Below are 17,750 nucleotides of genomic sequence, written 5' to 3' on the forward strand. Positions count from 1 at the left end.
CAAAATAAAGGTGTTGTAACCGAATTTGCTAATTGTTGGTGAACTTTTTTTTATAAAGCGGTGTTAGTGCGGGTTGCAGACGCCTGGCGTCAGCGTTTTCAGGGTCTTCCCGAAGGGCGCGGGTGTTGGCGGCCTGTGCTTTTTCTGGCTGATGCAGCTGCTGCCAGCTACAGGCGAGTAAGTACCAGGTATGGGAGGAGTGGGGATAGCGGCTGGTTATTTCCTGCGCAAGCCTAATGGCGGGTTCTGGTTGTTGAAGGTTATTTAGCATACTTATAGCGCTGTTCCAGTCGGTTAGGGTAAAGCTGCTTTCCGGGTAGGTAGCGGCAAAAAAGCTGTCTTTAGGGTAGAGGCAGTAAAAGGCAGGCAGGTTTTCCGTCCAACGGGGTTCAGCTTTAACAGCCGCTTTGATGGTGCGGATTGCCTGTAGCGTATCGTTCAGCAGCAAATAAGCCTTTGTTATGCGGGAATAGATGCCATACCAGCCCTTTGTTTGTTTTTCTGCGGTTTGTAATAATGTTTTGCCCCTTTGTGGCTGCTGATGTTGCAAAGCGTAAAGGGCCTGGTTAAGCGTAATGCGTCCATAATGATATTGCAGCAGTCGCTCCAGATCGGTAAATGGGGTGGCAGAGTGGTCCACCCTAAGGTCAATCTGATTATACCATTCGTTTCCGGAACCTTTTACCAGCAGGGCGGCGCTTTGTTTGCCGGTAATTTGTCCTCCGGCTGCCTCCCCGGCCATCAATGCAGTCAGCAGGCGGGTGGCCAGTGTGCCGCTGGTGTTTTCAAAAGTGGTAGCCATAGCTGTAAGTGTGCCCTGCGCCAGCTGATTGCCCATTACCACATAGTTCTTTCCTGCATGGTGCGTATTCACTCCTTTCCAGTAGCGTAACGAGGAGCCGGTAAAAGCGTATACGTTTCCGGCACTGTCTATACCAGCCACCTGCCGGTAGTCTGCCAGGGAATCCTTTTCTTTTGTGTAACGGATAGCCTGCTCAATGGAGCTGCCTTGTTGCAACAGGCGTAATCCGTTAATGCCGTAGGTGGGTTCTGTTTCTGCAATAACAGAGAACGCGCCGGTTCCGGCTTCGATATAACATGTTGAGTTACCAACGTACACATTATTGGTTGCCACGGCAATGCCCCATTCACGCGCAACGGGGTCAAAAGCAGTGATGCTGAACGTTGCGTTAATGTTGCGGTTCAACAAAAGACTGGGCAGGTTTTGCGCGAAACCTTTACTGGTTATAAGGAGAGCGAGAGCGGCAGGCAGAAACATTTTGCGCATGAAAAATCAGCTTTGGTGCACAGTGATACGTGATGGAACGGAAAAAGTTACGCTTTGAGATGAAATTCTGTTAATAATGTTCGCTTTTGTGTACTGATGTCCGTATGTCCGGCAACGAAATGCTCCTTTCTGTTCACTAACCAAGCATCTTCCGGCGCTTTTCCCCAGCCTGTGCGGGTGTGAAAAATCACGGAATGTGTACGGCAAAGGGCGTTCTTCCGCTATAGATCGGGGAGAGGTATTCTTTGGGTTTTTAGCAAAGACCGGTAATTTCTAGCCCAGAATGCACTGTCGTTAAAGTAGAATTCGTTGGCCTGACGGTGGTTGAATGGAATATTCCTTATTTTGACTACGGTATCCAGGTTACCCCGTACGCATTTATACAGTTCCACTTTGCCCAGGGTAGTCAGGTCGCCCGGCACGGGTGAAAATCTAAGTATGTAGTAATACCAGGGCTGGTATCCGTGATATGTATATATGGCTGAATAGCCATCATTATGTCTGGCGTATAGATGTCCCCTGTACAGCTTTTTGCTGCTATCCAGCAGTTGTTGGTTTTGAAAAAAGGGCGCGATGACTGAATCAGAATATCTTTCCTTTTCAGGGTGGAATAAGTACACATAGTCAGTCCACGATCTGTAATGCAGACGGAAATCTGTAAAGCCGTCTCCGTTTACATCCGTGTTGTGGTCGTAAGTATAACTATTGCCCACCTGTTCCACCAGAAACTGTAATTGCCATGTGCCGTTAGCTGATCGTTTTTCCACTGTTGCGCTAAAGGTTGCTGTGTCAAAAGTCAGCCGGAAACGATGTGCGTTTTCTGAAAATGTATCTATATATGATTGGCGCGTTTCGAATTGTTCCATACCAGGCTTAAAGTAGGGTAAAACAGCAGCAGGCGTATCGTTTTTGACAGGTGCTGGCGGATGTGTTGAATTTTGGCAGGCGATGGGCAGTACGCACAAAAAAATGAAGGAAAGCAGCGGTTTCATAACAGTTCAGGTTGTAAAAATGTGTGGAGTGCTATAGTTGCTGACAAGTTATTAAAAAGCGGGCAATGCGGCATTTTAAACAAAGCAAATATGGAATTCTTAACAAAATCACCTCTCCTGGCTGGGGCTAGCTTTGTTGCATAATAATATATGTTATGATTGAGACTAATTATGATGGTGAATTACAGCAGCCGCTGCAATCTGGTTTTCATGCAGCTTCTACTGCTACGGAAGTAGCAGGTAATATTGATCTTACAGGAAAACTGGCGGTGGTAACCGGTGGTTATGCAGGTATTGGATTGGAAACTGTTATTACGCTGGTAAAGGCAGGCGCGGAAGTATGGGTGCCTGCGCGGGATGTGGCTAAGGCAGCAGCTGGTTTAAAAGGATTGCCGGGAGTAAGAATTGTGCAGATGGATTTAATGGAACCGGCTTCGATAGATGCTTTTGCGGAAACGTTTATCCAAACCGGTAAGCCGCTTCATATGCTGATAAACAATGCAGGTATTATGTGGGTACCGTTGCGGCGCGATAGCCGCGGTTATGAATCGCAGCTGTCAACCAACCATCTGGGGCATTTTCAGCTTACGGCCCAACTCTGGCCTGCCTTGCTGCAGGCGCAAGGGGCAAGAGTTGTCAATGTGTCGTCTTTCGGACATCAGATTGCACCGTTCCATTTTGAAGATCCGAATTTTGAACACCGCACTTATGAAACATTGCAGGGATACGGGCAAAGCAAAACAGCTAATATTCTGTTTGCCGTGCATCTGGATGCCCTGGGGGCCAGGTATGGCGTGCGGGCTTATTCCCTTCACCCTGGCTCGGTAAACCATACCGATCTGGGCCGGGAAGCACCGATGGAACTTTTTCAGCAGATGGGTACACATGACGCTACGGGTAATATTTTTCCGGAAGTGGAGCGTAAGTTGAAAACGGTAGCACAGGGCGCGGCAACCACCCTATGGTGTGCTACCAGTCCGCTGCTGAACACGGTTGGGGGCGTGTATTGTGAAGATGCAAATGTGGCGCAGCTGGATACGGGCAACATAGAACATATTATTTCAGAACCTTCCACGCTGCGCGGTGTAAAGCCGTACGCACTGGATAAAATGAATGCCCAACAATTATGGACGCTCAGCGAACAGTTTACAGGTGTTACCTTTGCGGCCGGCAGGTTTTTGTAATGGGTTATTTTACAGCAGCATCATGGTTGAGTATACTACACAATATCTGACTCCGGAAATTAAACTTTCCAGTTTTGAGGGAAAGGAATTTCGTACAGAGGTGATGTTTGAGCATCATATTCTGGTATGGCTGATGTGCGGTGAAACGCGTATTGTAATGGCAGACAGGGAGCATCTGTTTTCCGGGGAATCTATCTTTTTAATTCCCCGGAACATGCTGGCTGCCATTATTAACCGGTCCACAGGCGGGCGTTCGCACAAAGCGGTAGCTATGCATCTCACTACGGAAAGATTACAACGATATTATGAAAAACGCATGCCTGCGGTAACTGGATTGTTACTGCCGCAAGTGCATGTTTTTACCGGGCATCCGCTGTTGGAGAGTTGTATGGCATCTTTACTTCCGTGGTTCAAATTACAGGAAGCCTTGCCTCCGGATATCGCAGCACTGAAGATAGAGGAAGCTATTACTGTGTTGCGGGCAACGGACCCGGCAACAGACGGGCTGCTGTCTTATTTTGAAAAGCCGGGTAAAATTAACCTGGCAGAATTTATGGAAAAACATTTCATGTTTAACCTGCCGCTGGAACAATTCGGCTATCTCTGTGGGCGTAGTCTCTCTGCGTTTAACCGCGATTTCAGAAAGGTGTTTAATACTACACCGCAGAAATGGCTTACCCAAAAGCGGTTGCAATTGGCTCATTATCAGTTATCGGAACAAAAAAGAAAACCGGTAGATGTATATTTCGAAGTAGGCTTTGAAAATCTGTCACATTTTTCTTTTGCATTCAAAAAAAAGTTTGGCTACGCACCTTCCGCATTATAAACGGCCTGTTTATCTCAAAAATTAGATAAATATTACTATTTATTTTTACTGTTTTTTCACTAAACTTTACAATACAGAACATAACTGCTGATTGTCTGTTGCCGTGCCGGCAAAAATTACCATTCAGCTAATGATAACAATCATACACCTGCCCTGACCAGGCGGGATGGGAATGGTATGCAGGTACACACAGCTGTCGGTCATATTGAGAGAAACCAATCTAACCAATGAACAAATTATTTGAAGCTGGTGAACTAACACCTTACGGGGAAAGGTATGCCCATACATCTGCTTTGCATAGTGGCGAGAAAGATTATGTGGAGCTGATTTTATTAAAAGAAGGTGGGGCAAGGGCAAATACTTTTTTTTACGGCGGTCAGTCCGATGTACCGCTCATTATTTATCTGCCACAGGGGGTAAGAGAAAGGTTTGAGCCTGATGAAAAGGCCCGCGGTTTTGTTATCCGTTTTAAAGTTGAATTTTTACCCGCTAATAACATTGATCTTTTTTCGGGATTTTTCGATTCGTGTAAGCTTCCGCTTGCAGCATTTGCATTGGAAGGTACGGTTACGCAACTTTTTAAAATGATTTTGTGCGAATATGTATCTGATAACATTGATGCCAAAAGCATTCAGTATCTGTTACTGTCGTTGCTGGCAAAAATAGATCTGGTAAGAAAAAGTATTGCGAGAAATAGCCATTTTAACGACAAGGATTATCACATCTGTAAAGAGTTTCTGCGTTTGCTGGAAGAACATTTTTCAGAAAATCATAAAGTCGATTTTTACTCCCGCCAGCTGAACATGTCGCTTCGTTCATTAAATTATATTACCACCCGTGTGTTGGGGAAAAGTGTTTTACAGCTGATTGATATGCGTAAACATACCGAAGCCCGCAAGCTGCTGGTAAATACCAGTAAAAGTGTTACAGAAATAGCGCAGGAACTGGGGTTTGATAAATCTTATTTCAGCCGTTTCTTTTTGAAGAAAACAGGTATGACGCCCTTGCAGTTTCGCCAGGAAGTGTTGTGCGCGTATTCCTGAAAGTGCTAAATATTTACATAAAAGTACTATAAAAGAAGTTTTGATCTGTCCATTTTTGCCCGCAAACGTTTGCGGGCTGTACCGCCTGCTATTACATTGATTAAAACCGCTATACAAAATGACTGCTTTGAAAACGAGATGGTTTTCTGTTATATACAGGAAGCCTGCCCTGTTTATTCTTTTCTTTTCATTATTTATAGTTACCCAATTACCGGCTCAGGTACTGATACCGGTAGGTGCTGGCTCAGGTAATAATGAGTCGTGGGATTATCCCTGTCCATTGCAGGACTGGGCCGGAGGCAGCCGCGCGCAGTATCTTTACCGGGCTTCGGAAATGACGGCGGCAGGTATGGGGCCGGGTAATATCAATGCGGTTTCTTTTATTGTAACCGGGCGTGATGATGACCCCGGCAATACGCATATGGCTATAGAACAGTACAGTATTAAGATAGGCACTACCACCGCAAACGAACTAAACCTGAATAGCTGGGTAACAGGTACCAGTGTGGTGTATGGTCCGTTGGATTATAATCCCGTTACAGGCATCAATACTTTTACATTTCTTACCCCATTTTTCTGGAACGGTACCGATAACCTGGTAATTGAAGTATGTAATGGTGCGGCAGATAATGCCAGTACCTGGTATAGCAGCAATAATCCGCGTGTATTAATGAGTACAGCGTTGGGCTTCAACGCATCGCATACCTATACGGCGTATGGCCAGGGCAGCCTGTGTAATGCACCAGCGGTTATACATAGTGGCGAAGCTACATCCAGACCCAACGTGCTGTTAAACTGGACAGCTGCGCCGCCCTGCACCGGAACGCCGGTGGCTGGTACGGCAATAGCTACGGCTGCAAATGTGTGTATGGAGCAGGCTTTTATACTTTCGCCGCAAGGCGCTACCGTGGCATCCGGGCTGGCCTACCAGTGGCAATCATCACGCGATAACACGGCATGGAAAGATATACCGCGCGCTACCACGCCGGGCTTCAGCGCCACGCAGGATTCTTCTACCTGGTACCGTGTACAGGTTACCTGCAAAACGGGTGGCGCTTTTGCTTACTCTGCTCCGGTACAGGTAACTTCTCCTTTGTTTGTAAAAGGAATTTTCACTATTAATAAAAATGCGCCATCCGGTACCAATACCGTTACTTCTTTTAATGATGCCTATAATCTCATCAGATGTGGCATCAGCGGCAACGTGCAGTTTAACGTGGCACCGGGAAGCGGGCCATATAACGAGCAGTTGATAATGCAGCGTATTCCTGGTGCATCGGCCACACGTACGGTTACCTTTTCCGGTAATGGAGAAACACTGCAGTTTAATTCGTATAACAATGCAGAGCGTGCGGTTATTAAACTGGATGGTGCGGATCACATCGTATTTGACAGCCTGGTAATTCAGGCAGGAGGGGACTATGGTTACGGTATACACATTAAAAACAATGCAGACTCCAACATCATCAGCCGCTGTACCATTCAGGTAGATTCTGCTTCCGGTTTGCAAAATTATGCAGGTATAATTATCAATAATTCTGATGCAGAACTGATGCCGGATATCGGCGCTTTATGCGATGGCAATACTATTGCCGGTAACACCATCAGTGGTGGCTACAGCGGTATAGTACTTGCCGGCAGTTCTACGGTGGCTAACGGACGCAACACCTTCCGCAACAACCGCATCAGCGGCTTTTATAAGTACGGTATGTTTATACGTGGTTCGTTTATGACTACGGTGGAAAATAACCTGTTTGCCCGTGGCATGCGTAACGGAGATGCAGATATTTATGGTATACTGGTTACAGACCTGAATACCCGTTTACAGATTAACGCCAACACCATTACCCATTTGCTGGGTGGTGTAACTACACGCAATGCACAGGTAAATGGTATTGTATTAAACCAGGTAAAAGCTTTGGCTGGTCTGGATAATATGGTCAGCAACAATGTGCTGTACGGACTGGCAGATAAAGGCGGCGTAAAAGCGCTTGTAAACAAAGGCTCTTCCAGTGTATTTTTTTATCACAACACACTGTTGCTGGATGGTAGCGATCCGGCTGCCAACTTTGGTTCCGACCTCATGGGCTATTATCAGGAGTCGGGTAATGAAAATATACAGTTCCGTAATAATATAGTCACCATCAGCCGAACGGGCCCTGGTAACAAAACGGCTTTATATTATACTGATGCTGCACCCGGTACTGCATCAGACTATAACAATCTGTTTATATTCCCTGGCACGGGCGGTACTACTTTTACCGGCCGTGCAGGTAACGGTTTTTACCCCAATCTTTCCGACTGGCGGTTGGCTACCGGTTCAGACCCTGCTTCAGTGTCGGTAAATCCGTTTTACATACAACCCGAAACCGGTAATCTACGCCCTGCCAATGCAGCGCTGGATAACACCGGTGTTCCGGTAACAGAAGTGCCGGCAGACAGGAATGGCGTTGCGCGCAGTACCTCTGCACCCGACCCGGGCGCTTACGAGTTTACGCCGCCGCCGTGTGCTACGCCACCGGTAGCCGGACATGTAAAAATGAGTAAAGACACCGTTTGTGCCAATACATTGGTAATGATGCAGCTGACCGGTAATACCACCGGTACCAGTCAGTTGTTTCAGTGGCAAACGGCTACCAGTGCAGCAGGGCCGTTTACCAACCTGGGAGCAGCATTGCCGGCAGCAGATACTGCTATCCGCGCTACAGCGCAGGCATGGTACCGCGTTATGGTCATGTGCGGGGGCGTAAGCAGTTATTCTGATACCGTAAGGCTTACGGTGCGTACATCACTGGCTGGCGGTACTTATGTAATTAATAAAAACGGTGCTGCAGATTTCAGCAGCTTTAATGATGCCAAAGCCGCACTGGGTTGCGGGGTGGATGATGCGGTGGTGTTTAATGTAACACCTGGTAGCGGTCCGTACGAGGAGCAGTTAGTGCTGGAGCCTGTACCGGGTGCGTCGGGCAAAGCTACCATTACCTTTAGTGGTAACGGCAATACGTTGCATTTCTCATCCGGCAACTCAGAGGAGCGGGCCGTGATTAAACTGAATGATGCTGATCATTTTATATTCGACAGTCTTACTATAGATGCAGATGGCCCGGGTAGTAACGGCTACGGCGTGCAGTTGCTGAATAATGCCGACAGTAATACGGTGCGCCGCTGTCGTATTAACATTCCTTTCCGTGGCTCTGACGATCATTTTGGAGGCATTGTTATCAATGCCAGCGCAGAAAGCATTTCCGGTTATGGCGCTGCTCTTTGCGATGATAATCTGTTTGATCACAACAACATTAGCGGCGGCTATTACGGGGTTTCTATAGTGGGCAATGACAACAGCCCTGTGTTGCATAACAGGGTTACTAATAGCGATATCCGTGATTTTTATGCTACGGGTGTACACCTGGCTTATACTGAAAATACCACAGTAGCGTATAACCATATATCACGCCCTGCCCGTTACGATGTATCTGACTTTGAAGGGGTGGTTAGTGAGTCGGGCAATAAAAGCCTGCTTATAAACGGTAACCGCTTTTTTAATCCTTTTGGTGGCAACACCAATATTCCCGCTGCTGCTACAGGTGTGGTTATCCGCTACGGAAGCGCTGAGGCCGGAAAAGAAATGGTGGTTGCCAACAATCTGGTGTACAATTTTACCGGTAAGGGCGATATGTATGGTATGAAAGACCTGGGGGCTGATTATGTAAAATTCCTGCACAATACCATTGCACTGGATGATGCGGCAAGCGGTGCCAACGCGGCTACCACCGGCTTCTATCTTTCTTTTGCATCCGGCGTGGAATGGCGTAATAATATAGTTACGGTTACCCGCAATGCCAAAGGGGAAAAAAGGGCCATACAGCTGGAAGGCAGCGCGGAAGACTGGCAGCTGAACAATAACGACTACTATGTAAACAGCCCTGCTTTGGGTAACAGCCTTGGCATGTATAACGGTAACAGCTATACTACATTGGCCAACTGGCAAACGGCGCTGGGGCAGGAGGCGCATACGCTGAACATAGATCCTGTTTACAGCCGGCCTGCTACAGGCAATTTTCAGCCCGCTATTGCTGCCATGGACAATACCGGCAGTGCTGCCGGTATAACTGCGGATATACTGGGCACAGCCAGAAATGCCACCACGCCCGATATTGGCGCGTATGAGTTTTCTATTCAGCCCTGTACGGCACCACCGGCTGCAGGCAGTACTGTATTAACCCCGGCCTCGGGTGTTTGTATGGGCGCAAAGGTGGAACTGAGCCTGAAGGATAACAGCAGCGGTGGCGGACAAACTTACCAGTGGCAGAAGAGTGCCGGTGGCACCGCAGCCTGGAGCAACGTGGGCGCAAAGCAATATGTTCCTGAATACCAGGCAGAGGTACTGCACAGCGATTATTTCCGCTGCGCAGTAACCTGCGGCACAGATACGGTATATTCAGTACCCATGCAAATGCAGCTGAATGCCGCATTGCCCGCGGGCGTATATACCATTGATCATACGGGCAGCGGCAATTTTTCATCATTTACTGCTGCTGTTGCAGCTATGGAATGTGGTATTGCCGGTGCTGTTACGTTTGAAGTAAAACCGGGTGTATACCGTGAAAAAATACGGATGCACCACATTTACGGCGCTTCTGACACCAGCCGGGTTACTTTCCGTGCAGCCAATGGCCTGGCAGCTTCCGTACTGCTTACGAATGACGTGGCAGACGCTACAGATAATTATACATTACAGCTGGATAGCGCTTCTTATATTACCTGGCGGGAGCTTACCCTGCAGAATACCAATACTTCATACGGCCGCGTAGTACAGCTGGCGCATAATGCTTCGGCCGATAGCATTCTTAACTGTATCATTTCAGCCCCGGCTACTACTGCCACCTCTGAGGATATGGCTGCCTTATATATAAGTGGTTATACCGGTGCAGGCGCTGTTATTAAGGGTAATACCGTGCAGAACGGCGCTATGGGTATTTGCCTTACAGGTAATTACGATGCAAAGCTGCCACAGGTGGTTATTGACAGTAACCAGATAGGCGGCGCATACCGTGCAGGTATTTATGCCTCTTACGCAAGCCACCTGGTGGTAACGCGCGATAGCGTAAGCCTGGGGGCTGTTCAAAACATGCCAGCCTATGGTATTTACCTGGATAACTGTGATAGTTCGCTGCTGGTAAACAGCAATAAAATCAGTATCAGCAATACTAACACCACGGTATATGGCATATCCCTGTCGTCCTGTACGGCAGATGTTACCCATCCGGTGCAGGTAGAAGCCAACAGCATTGTAGCAGCTGGCAGCAATACCGGCGATGTGTACGGATTGCAGATACAGGATAGCCGCAATACGCTGGCGCGGAATAACGTAATCATCATACATAGCAGCGGCACCAATGCCTATGGTATTTACAATTCAGGCTCACCGGTGCGTTATGAGAATAACTCTGTACACAGTACTGCAACGGGTACGGGAGAAAACTATGCGGTGAGTACACAGTACTGGTCTACCTGGGTAGGTGCTGCCACTTTCATAAATAATATTATATCCAATACCGGTTCAGGACAGGCTGTATACAGTTCGTTTAAAGAATTGTATGGTGGCGATTATAACCTGCTGTACACTGCGGGTAACAGCTTAGGTACCGTAGGCGGCACTTCTTATAATACCCTTCAGGAATGGATAAAGGGTACTGATCAGGATTTCAACAGCCTTGTATATAAACCTGCTTTTGTAAGCGATGCAGATCTGCATCCGGCTATACAGGATGCAGGTGTATGGGCCATGCATGGGCGCGGAATACAGTTAACAGGTAACGATCATGATTTTAACAATCAGCCGCGACCGGTTACGCTTACCGCCGGTGTGCCTGATCTGGGGGCTTATGAGTTTATGCCGGCGGCACTGCCTCCGGTGGCTACTGCTGTACCGGCTGTGCCAGTACCTGGCGGCAGACAGACTTTTCTGCTGGGCACAGATACTGTATATACTATTCAATGGGGTGCCACTGCGCCGCAGCAGGTAAACGTAAGAAGGTATTCAGGTGTGGTACCGCCGGCATTGCCTGCGGGTGCTGCTTATATGTATTTTTATACCGATGCTGAAGTAACAGGTACTGGTGCAGAAGGGTATGCGGTAGAACAGCATTATCTGGACCCCTGGAGAGGTTTTATTGATCCGGAGACGCGCATACACCTGGGAAGAACAAAGGCAGACGGTGCGTGGGTTACCGATGCGAAAGACAGGGCAGATATTGTGTTTAATGTAATGAAGCAGCAACAGCTGAACTATCTGGGCCGGTTTACCGGTTTGGCAGACAGTACAGAGGCGGTTCCGAAAGATGATGCGTGGATAGCCGGCGACAGCTCTAACAGCGGCACCCGTTTTTGGGTGGCCTATGGCAATCACAGTTATTTTAAAGGCAATAACTCGCAGGAGATGCTGTTATATCTGAGTGCACGGCAGGCGGCCCATGTAACGGTACGTATTAACGGCACACCCTGGGTAAAACAATATGATATTCCTGCTAACACGGTTATCACCAGCGATCTTATACCCAAATCGGGTGTGGCAGATGCCCGCCTGATGGAGGAAGGAAAGTACGACAGAGGTATCAGTATTGAAAGCGATGTACCTATTGTGGCATACGCCCATATTTATGGCAGCGCCAATTCGGGTGCTACCCTTTTGCTGCCGGTGGGTACTTACGGATATGATTATTATTCTGTGAATTCGCAGCAGATTTTTGATGATGTAGACAGTTATTCCTGGTTTTATGTAGTAGCCAGTCATGATAGTACAGCAGTGGAAATAACGCCTTCCACCCCAACACTGGGCGGCCGTACGGCGGGTACCCCCTTTACAGTATTGCTGAATAAAGGCGAAGTGTATCAGGTATTAGGTGCCCTGGAGCGTCAGGCCGGTCCTTATCTTATCGGGTACGATCTTACGGGCAGCCATGTGCGCTCGGTAAAAAATGCGGGCGGCAGGTGTTATCCGGTGGCTGTATTTTCCGGTAGTGGCCGTACTTCCATCTCCTGCGATATAAGTAGTGGCGGCGGGGGAGATAATATGATGCAGCAGAACTTTCCTTCGCAGGCATGGGGCCGTAAATATCTTACCGCACCCACTGCTGTGTCTTCAAACCCCACTCAAAACAACCCCAATATATTCCGGGTGGTGGTAAAAGATGCTGCTACCGTAGTAAAACGGAATGGCAGTGTGTTAACAGATTTAATTAACAATATCTATTATGAATACGTTTCTGATGTTGCCGATTATATAGAGGCTGACCAACCGGTGATAGTGGCGCAGTATATGCCATCGGAAGGCAGGTGTGGTGCTGCAGGTGTAGGCGATCCGGAAATGTTTTACCTGAGCCCGGTGGAGCAGGGTATTAAGGAAGTTTATTTTTACCGCAATACCAAAGAGAACATTAAAGTGAACTACCTTACTCTGGTGATACCGGATGGCGGATTGAATACACTTACGGTAGATGGCAGCAAGGTGTTTGATTATACTTATGCACATCCTAACCGCGCCGGATACACCGTAGTAGTGAAAAGATGGGATGCGGCAGAGGCACAGGTTACCGTGCGCAGCGATTCTGCTTTTACCGCTATTACCTACGGGCAGGGTAGTGTGGAAAGTTATGGTTATAACGCAGGTACCCTGGTAAGAAACCTGAACTCCCTGCCGGGCTTTACCAATGTGTACGATACTTCGGGCCGTACCAGCAGTTATACCTGCGTGGGCACACCGTTCCGTTTGCATATAGCTATACCGGTAAAACCCCATTCCATTACCTGGAAGCTGAGTGAGGTGCAGAACGTTACGCCGCAGGCAGACAGCATACAGGTAAATCCCGTACCTGAAGATTCTGCACTGGTAAACGGGCGTATGTTGTATCATTATTCGCTGAATCATGATTTTGTGATCAGCAACACCGGTGTGTATTATATACCTGCCGAATACCAGCATCCCGATCTGGAGAGCTGCGACAATACTTCACGTGTAATGCTGGAGGTAACGGTAATAGGTAAGCCTGCTGTGGATTTTACCACCGCCTGGTCTGGTTGCCTGAACGATAAGGCGCATTTTACCGGAACGGCCGTTACCACCAACGGAGTGCCGGTTAACCGCTGGCAATGGAATTTTGATGATAATACCGGCTCCGCTGCAAAAGATACGGTAAAGCAGTTTACAGCACCAGGTACTTATATGGTGAAGTTTACCGCTATCAGTAATGATGGTTGTATTGCCGATACTATAAAACCTGTAAAAGCAGATGCATTTGCTGCGCTGAATTTTGAAAACGATTCGCTGGTAGTATGTGCAGGCACCGGTGCGGTGCTTACCATAGCCCATCCGGAAGCGGGTATTGTATATGAATGGTACGATGCAGCCGCGGGCGGCAATAAAATACAGGAGGGTACCAGCTATACCATCAGTAATGTTGCGCAGCTGGTTCAGGTATACGTTACGGCTGTTAAAAATGGTTGCGCCTCGCCACGCGAAAAAGCTACAGCGGCGGTGTTGGCTAAGCTGGTACAGCCGGTGGTAACGGCAGATTCTGTAAGCTTCAATTATATCCGCTTCCGCTGGCAGGAAGTGCCTGGCGCGGTAAGTTATGAAGTGTCTGCAGATGGAACCAATTGGACGTCGCCTTCTTCGGGCAGTACCGGGCATACCCATAGTATTACACCACTCCGGCCGGGCCAGGAGGTACGTATTTGGGTAAAAGCAAAAGGCAGCTCAGCCTGCCAGGATACCGTAAACAGTGCAACAGCGCTTACACTGCAGGATAAGGTATTTATACCCAATTCCTTTTCTCCCAACGGAGATGGAGTGAACGATGTAATAAATATATATGGTGCTGCTATACGCGAATTGCGCTTTGCCATCTTTAACCAGTGGGGAGAAAAGGTGTTTGAAACCCGTGATACCAATATCGGATGGGATGGCAGGTACAAAGGCAGGCCACAGCCATCTGGAGTATATATATATGTATGTCAGCTGGTGCTGATAGATGGTACCGCACAAACAAAAAAAGGAACGATAAACCTGATACGATAATGCGCAGCGGAAGAATGACAGGGTTTACGGTGCTGCTGTTGCTGCTGGCCGGAAGGCTGGCAGCACAGGGCCTTTCGAACAGAGGAAAGGAATTCTGGACGGGGTACGGCCTGCACCAGTTTATGGAATATCCTTATGGCGATAACAGCCAGCAAATGGTGCTGTATTTTAGTGCAGAACAGGCTGCTGAGGTAACGGTAACGGTGCGTGGCAGAACAGACGGCTTTTCTAAAACCTACCTGGTACCTGCCAACACCGTAATTGTATCAGACACCATGCCTAAAGACAGAGGGCGATACGACTGCCGGTTGTTTGACTATCCGCCCAGCTTTGGGGGCAACGGAGGAGATGGACTTTTTCATGTATCTGTTCATATAAAAAGCAATGTACCTATTGTTGCCTATGCACATATTTATGGATCTGTCTCTTCTGCGGCTACTATGCTTATGCCCGTAGAAACCTGGGGATACAGCTATATATCACTTAACAGCCGTCAAACTTTTGAAGATGATTGTTTTTCCTTCTGTTATGTGGTGGCGCAGCATGATGATACCAAAGTAGCTATTACGCCCACAGTACCCACCAGAGATGGCAAACTGCCCGGTGTTACCTATTATGCCACGCTTAACAGAGGAGATATTTATCAGGTGGTAGGCGCGGGTATGGGTATGGGCGAGGGGTATGAACTTACAGGCACCACGGTACATTCGGTGGCTAATGATGATGGTAACTGTTACCCCATCGGCTTTTTTTCCGGCAGCAGCCGTACCCGAAACCCCTGTTCGGGCGGAACGCTGGGGGGCGATAATGATATGCAGCAGGTGTTTCCTTACGAAGCCTGGGGCAGACGGTATTTTACTGCACCCACATCCTCTTCAGTAATGGCTTCTACCTTCATGACCAATATCTATAAAATTATTGTACGGGATGCAGCCACCGTGGTTAAGCTGAACAAACAAACACTTACCAATTACGATGCTGCTTCTATGAGCTATACTTTTGAAAGCAGTAAAGCAGATTATATAGAGGCGGATAAGCCCATACTGGTAGCCCAGTTTATATCCGGCGGTTGCCTGGCAGGCGGGGAGGGCGATCCGGAAATGATTTACCTGAGCCCGATAGAGCAGGGCATTAAAAGAATTGGCTTTTACCGGAATACACAGGAAAGTATTCATACCAATTATCTTACGCTTATTATACCTAATAAGGGTTTCCCATCGCTGCGTATTGACGGGCAGGCCGATTTTACGCATACGTATACCCACCCGCAGGATACCGGTTACACGGTAGTGGTAAAACGGTGGGTAGCTTCACGGGAACAGTGTATTGTGCAGAGCGATTCTGCCTTTACTGCCGTTACCTATGGGCTGGGTTATGCAGAAAGCTACGGCTACAATGCAGGCACTTCTATCAATAACCTGAGTGCTTTACTGCATGTACACAACGTGGAGGGGGCGGCCGCACAGGCACATCCATTTACCTGCCGCAATACGCCCATGGAGTTTTCGGTGCTGATGCGGTACCAGCCCACACAGCTGATATGGCGGCTAAGTGAACTGCCCGGTGTAACACCGTATACAGATCTTACGCAGCCGTTGCCCGTATTAACAGAAACAGTGGCCGTAAACGGGGTAACCTATTACCGGTATAAGTTGCCGGGCATATTTCGTTTCGATACCACTGGTGTGTTTTTACTGCCGGTTACTGCTTACAGCCCCTATATAGATAATTGCAGCCACCAGGAAACCATTTATACCGGCTTTACTGTAAAAGAAACACCGCATGTACGTGTTGCCTGGCCACGCACCGGTTGCACGGCAGACTCCCTGCTGTTTGCAGCAGATACTGTTACAACGGAGGGATATTCTATAGAGCGGTGGAAATGGGCTTTTGAAGATGGAACAATTGCAGATAAAGACAGCGTGTTTAAGCAATACGCTACCGCCGGCCCGCATACTGTGCAGTTGAATGTGGTAACAGCAGAAGGTTGCGTAGCTGATACTGGTTTTGCAGTTACCGTTTACAGCGTTCCCAAAGTAGCGTTTACAACCACAGCACATATATGCGATAAACAGGCTGCGCTGTTTACAGATGCTTCTGTTATTGCCACCGGAACTATTGCCACCTGGAACTGGGATTACGGTGATGGTACCAAAGCTGCTGTGGGGAATGGCGCGCCCGCTTCCAGGCTGTATGCCGCACCCGGTAAGTATGTGGTAAAGCTGTCTGTAACCAGCGATAAGGGTTGTGTAAGCAGGGATACCACACAAACCATTGCGGTAGAACCATTACCGGTGGCTGGTTTTCAGTTGCCCGCTGTGGTTTGTATGCCGGAAGGAAAGGCGGTATTTACCAATACCTCAACCATTGCGGGAGATGCTCCGCTGACGTGGCAATGGAATTTTGGGGATGGCAGTGCTGTGTCTGCCGTTGCTTCCCCCACGCATACCTATACTACCAAAGGTAATTATACTGTAAGCGTTACAGCTACCTCTGAGTATGGATGTGCAGCCGGTAAAAGCCAGCTGCTGACAGCTTTTTATGATAAGCCTGAAGCCGCATTTACCGTGGCACCGGAAACAGTATGTGCCGGAACGGATAATCGTTTTACTGATGCCAGCACGGCGCCCGGCAGTACGGTTAGCCGCTGGAGCTGGGTGTTTGGGGATGGGGACGTTGCTGCTGTGCGCAACCCGGTGAAAAGATATGCTGCTCCGGGGAATTATACGGTGGGGTTACTGGTAACCAGTATGCAGGGTTGTGTTTCTGGTGTAAAGGAAAAAGTAGTAACGGTATATGTACAGCCGGTGGTAGATGCCGGCCCTTCTTTTACGGTAAACGAAGGAACGCCTGTTACCTTTCAGCCTGTTACCAACGATTCTGTACGGGTAACATTTGAATGGTCGCCCGCAACAGAATTGAACAACGCTGCGGTGTTGCGCCCCCTGTATATTGCACGGGAGGATAATACTTTTACCATTACGGCTACTGCGCGTGAAGGTGGCTGCAGTGCCAGCGATTTTACGACGGTAAAAGTATTGCGGCCTGTAATTGTACCCAATGTATTTAGTCCTAACGGCGATGGGATACATGATACCTGGGACATTACCAATCTGGATCGTTATACCGGCTGTTCTGTAACTGTGTTTAACCGCTACGGGCAACAGGTGTTTACTTCGGCCGGATATGCAGTAAGGTGGAACGGAACCAGTAATGGCAAGGTTTTGCCTGCGGGTACTTATTACTATGTTATTGATTTTAAAAACGGGCATAGCAAGCTTACAGGCTCGTTAACTATTATACGATAAACCGCCTGTGTTAAATACGGTTGTATGGCCGGA

At 48.1% G+C, this 17,750-nt stretch carries 7 protein-coding genes; 5 read left to right on the forward strand and 2 right to left on the reverse strand.

The window, feature by feature from the left end; all coding sequences use genetic code 11:
• Positions 1 to 28: 28 nt before the first annotated feature.
• Positions 29 to 1,288 carry a DUF1028 domain-containing protein gene (locus IEY13_RS15300; protein ID WP_188953620.1) on the reverse strand — a complete coding sequence of 420 codons (1,260 nt, stop codon included), beginning with the start codon at positions 1,286 to 1,288 and terminating at the stop codon, positions 29 to 31.
• Between the two features lie 221 nt (positions 1,289 to 1,509).
• Positions 1,510 to 2,280, reverse strand: a complete 771-nt coding sequence (locus tag IEY13_RS15305) for a hypothetical protein (RefSeq protein WP_188953622.1) — start codon at positions 2,278 to 2,280, stop codon at positions 1,510 to 1,512.
• Positions 2,281 to 2,435: 155 nt separating this feature from the next.
• Between IEY13_RS15305 and IEY13_RS15310 the strand changes: the two genes are divergently transcribed.
• From IEY13_RS15310 to IEY13_RS15330, 5 genes are all read left to right on the forward strand, one after another.
• On the forward strand, positions 2,436 to 3,464 hold the full coding sequence (locus tag IEY13_RS15310; RefSeq protein ID WP_188953624.1) for an SDR family NAD(P)-dependent oxidoreductase: 1,029 nt from the start codon (positions 2,436 to 2,438) through the stop codon (positions 3,462 to 3,464).
• A 22-nt stretch (positions 3,465 to 3,486) separates the two neighbouring features.
• The gene (locus IEY13_RS15315; protein WP_188953626.1) at positions 3,487 to 4,290 is read left to right on the forward strand and encodes a helix-turn-helix domain-containing protein; all 804 of its coding nucleotides are present in this window, start codon (positions 3,487 to 3,489) and stop codon (positions 4,288 to 4,290) included.
• Positions 4,291 to 4,517: 227 nt separating this feature from the next.
• A complete protein-coding gene (locus IEY13_RS15320; RefSeq protein ID WP_188953628.1) occupies positions 4,518 to 5,333 on the forward strand; it encodes a helix-turn-helix domain-containing protein in 816 nt (271 codons plus the stop codon).
• Between the two features lie 127 nt (positions 5,334 to 5,460).
• Entirely contained in the window at positions 5,461 to 14,409 is an 8,949-nt protein-coding gene (locus IEY13_RS15325; RefSeq protein WP_188953630.1) for a DUF8696 domain-containing protein, read from the forward strand.
• Positions 14,409 to 17,717, forward strand: a complete 3,309-nt coding sequence (locus IEY13_RS15330; protein ID WP_188953632.1) for a gliding motility-associated C-terminal domain-containing protein — start codon at positions 14,409 to 14,411, stop codon at positions 17,715 to 17,717. The genes IEY13_RS15325 and IEY13_RS15330 overlap by 1 nt, the downstream gene beginning before the upstream one ends.
• Positions 17,718 to 17,750: the final 33 nt, after the last annotated feature.

This window comes from Filimonas zeae (assembly GCF_014641615.1).
Taxonomy (GTDB): domain Bacteria; phylum Bacteroidota; class Bacteroidia; order Chitinophagales; family Chitinophagaceae; genus Filimonas; species Filimonas zeae.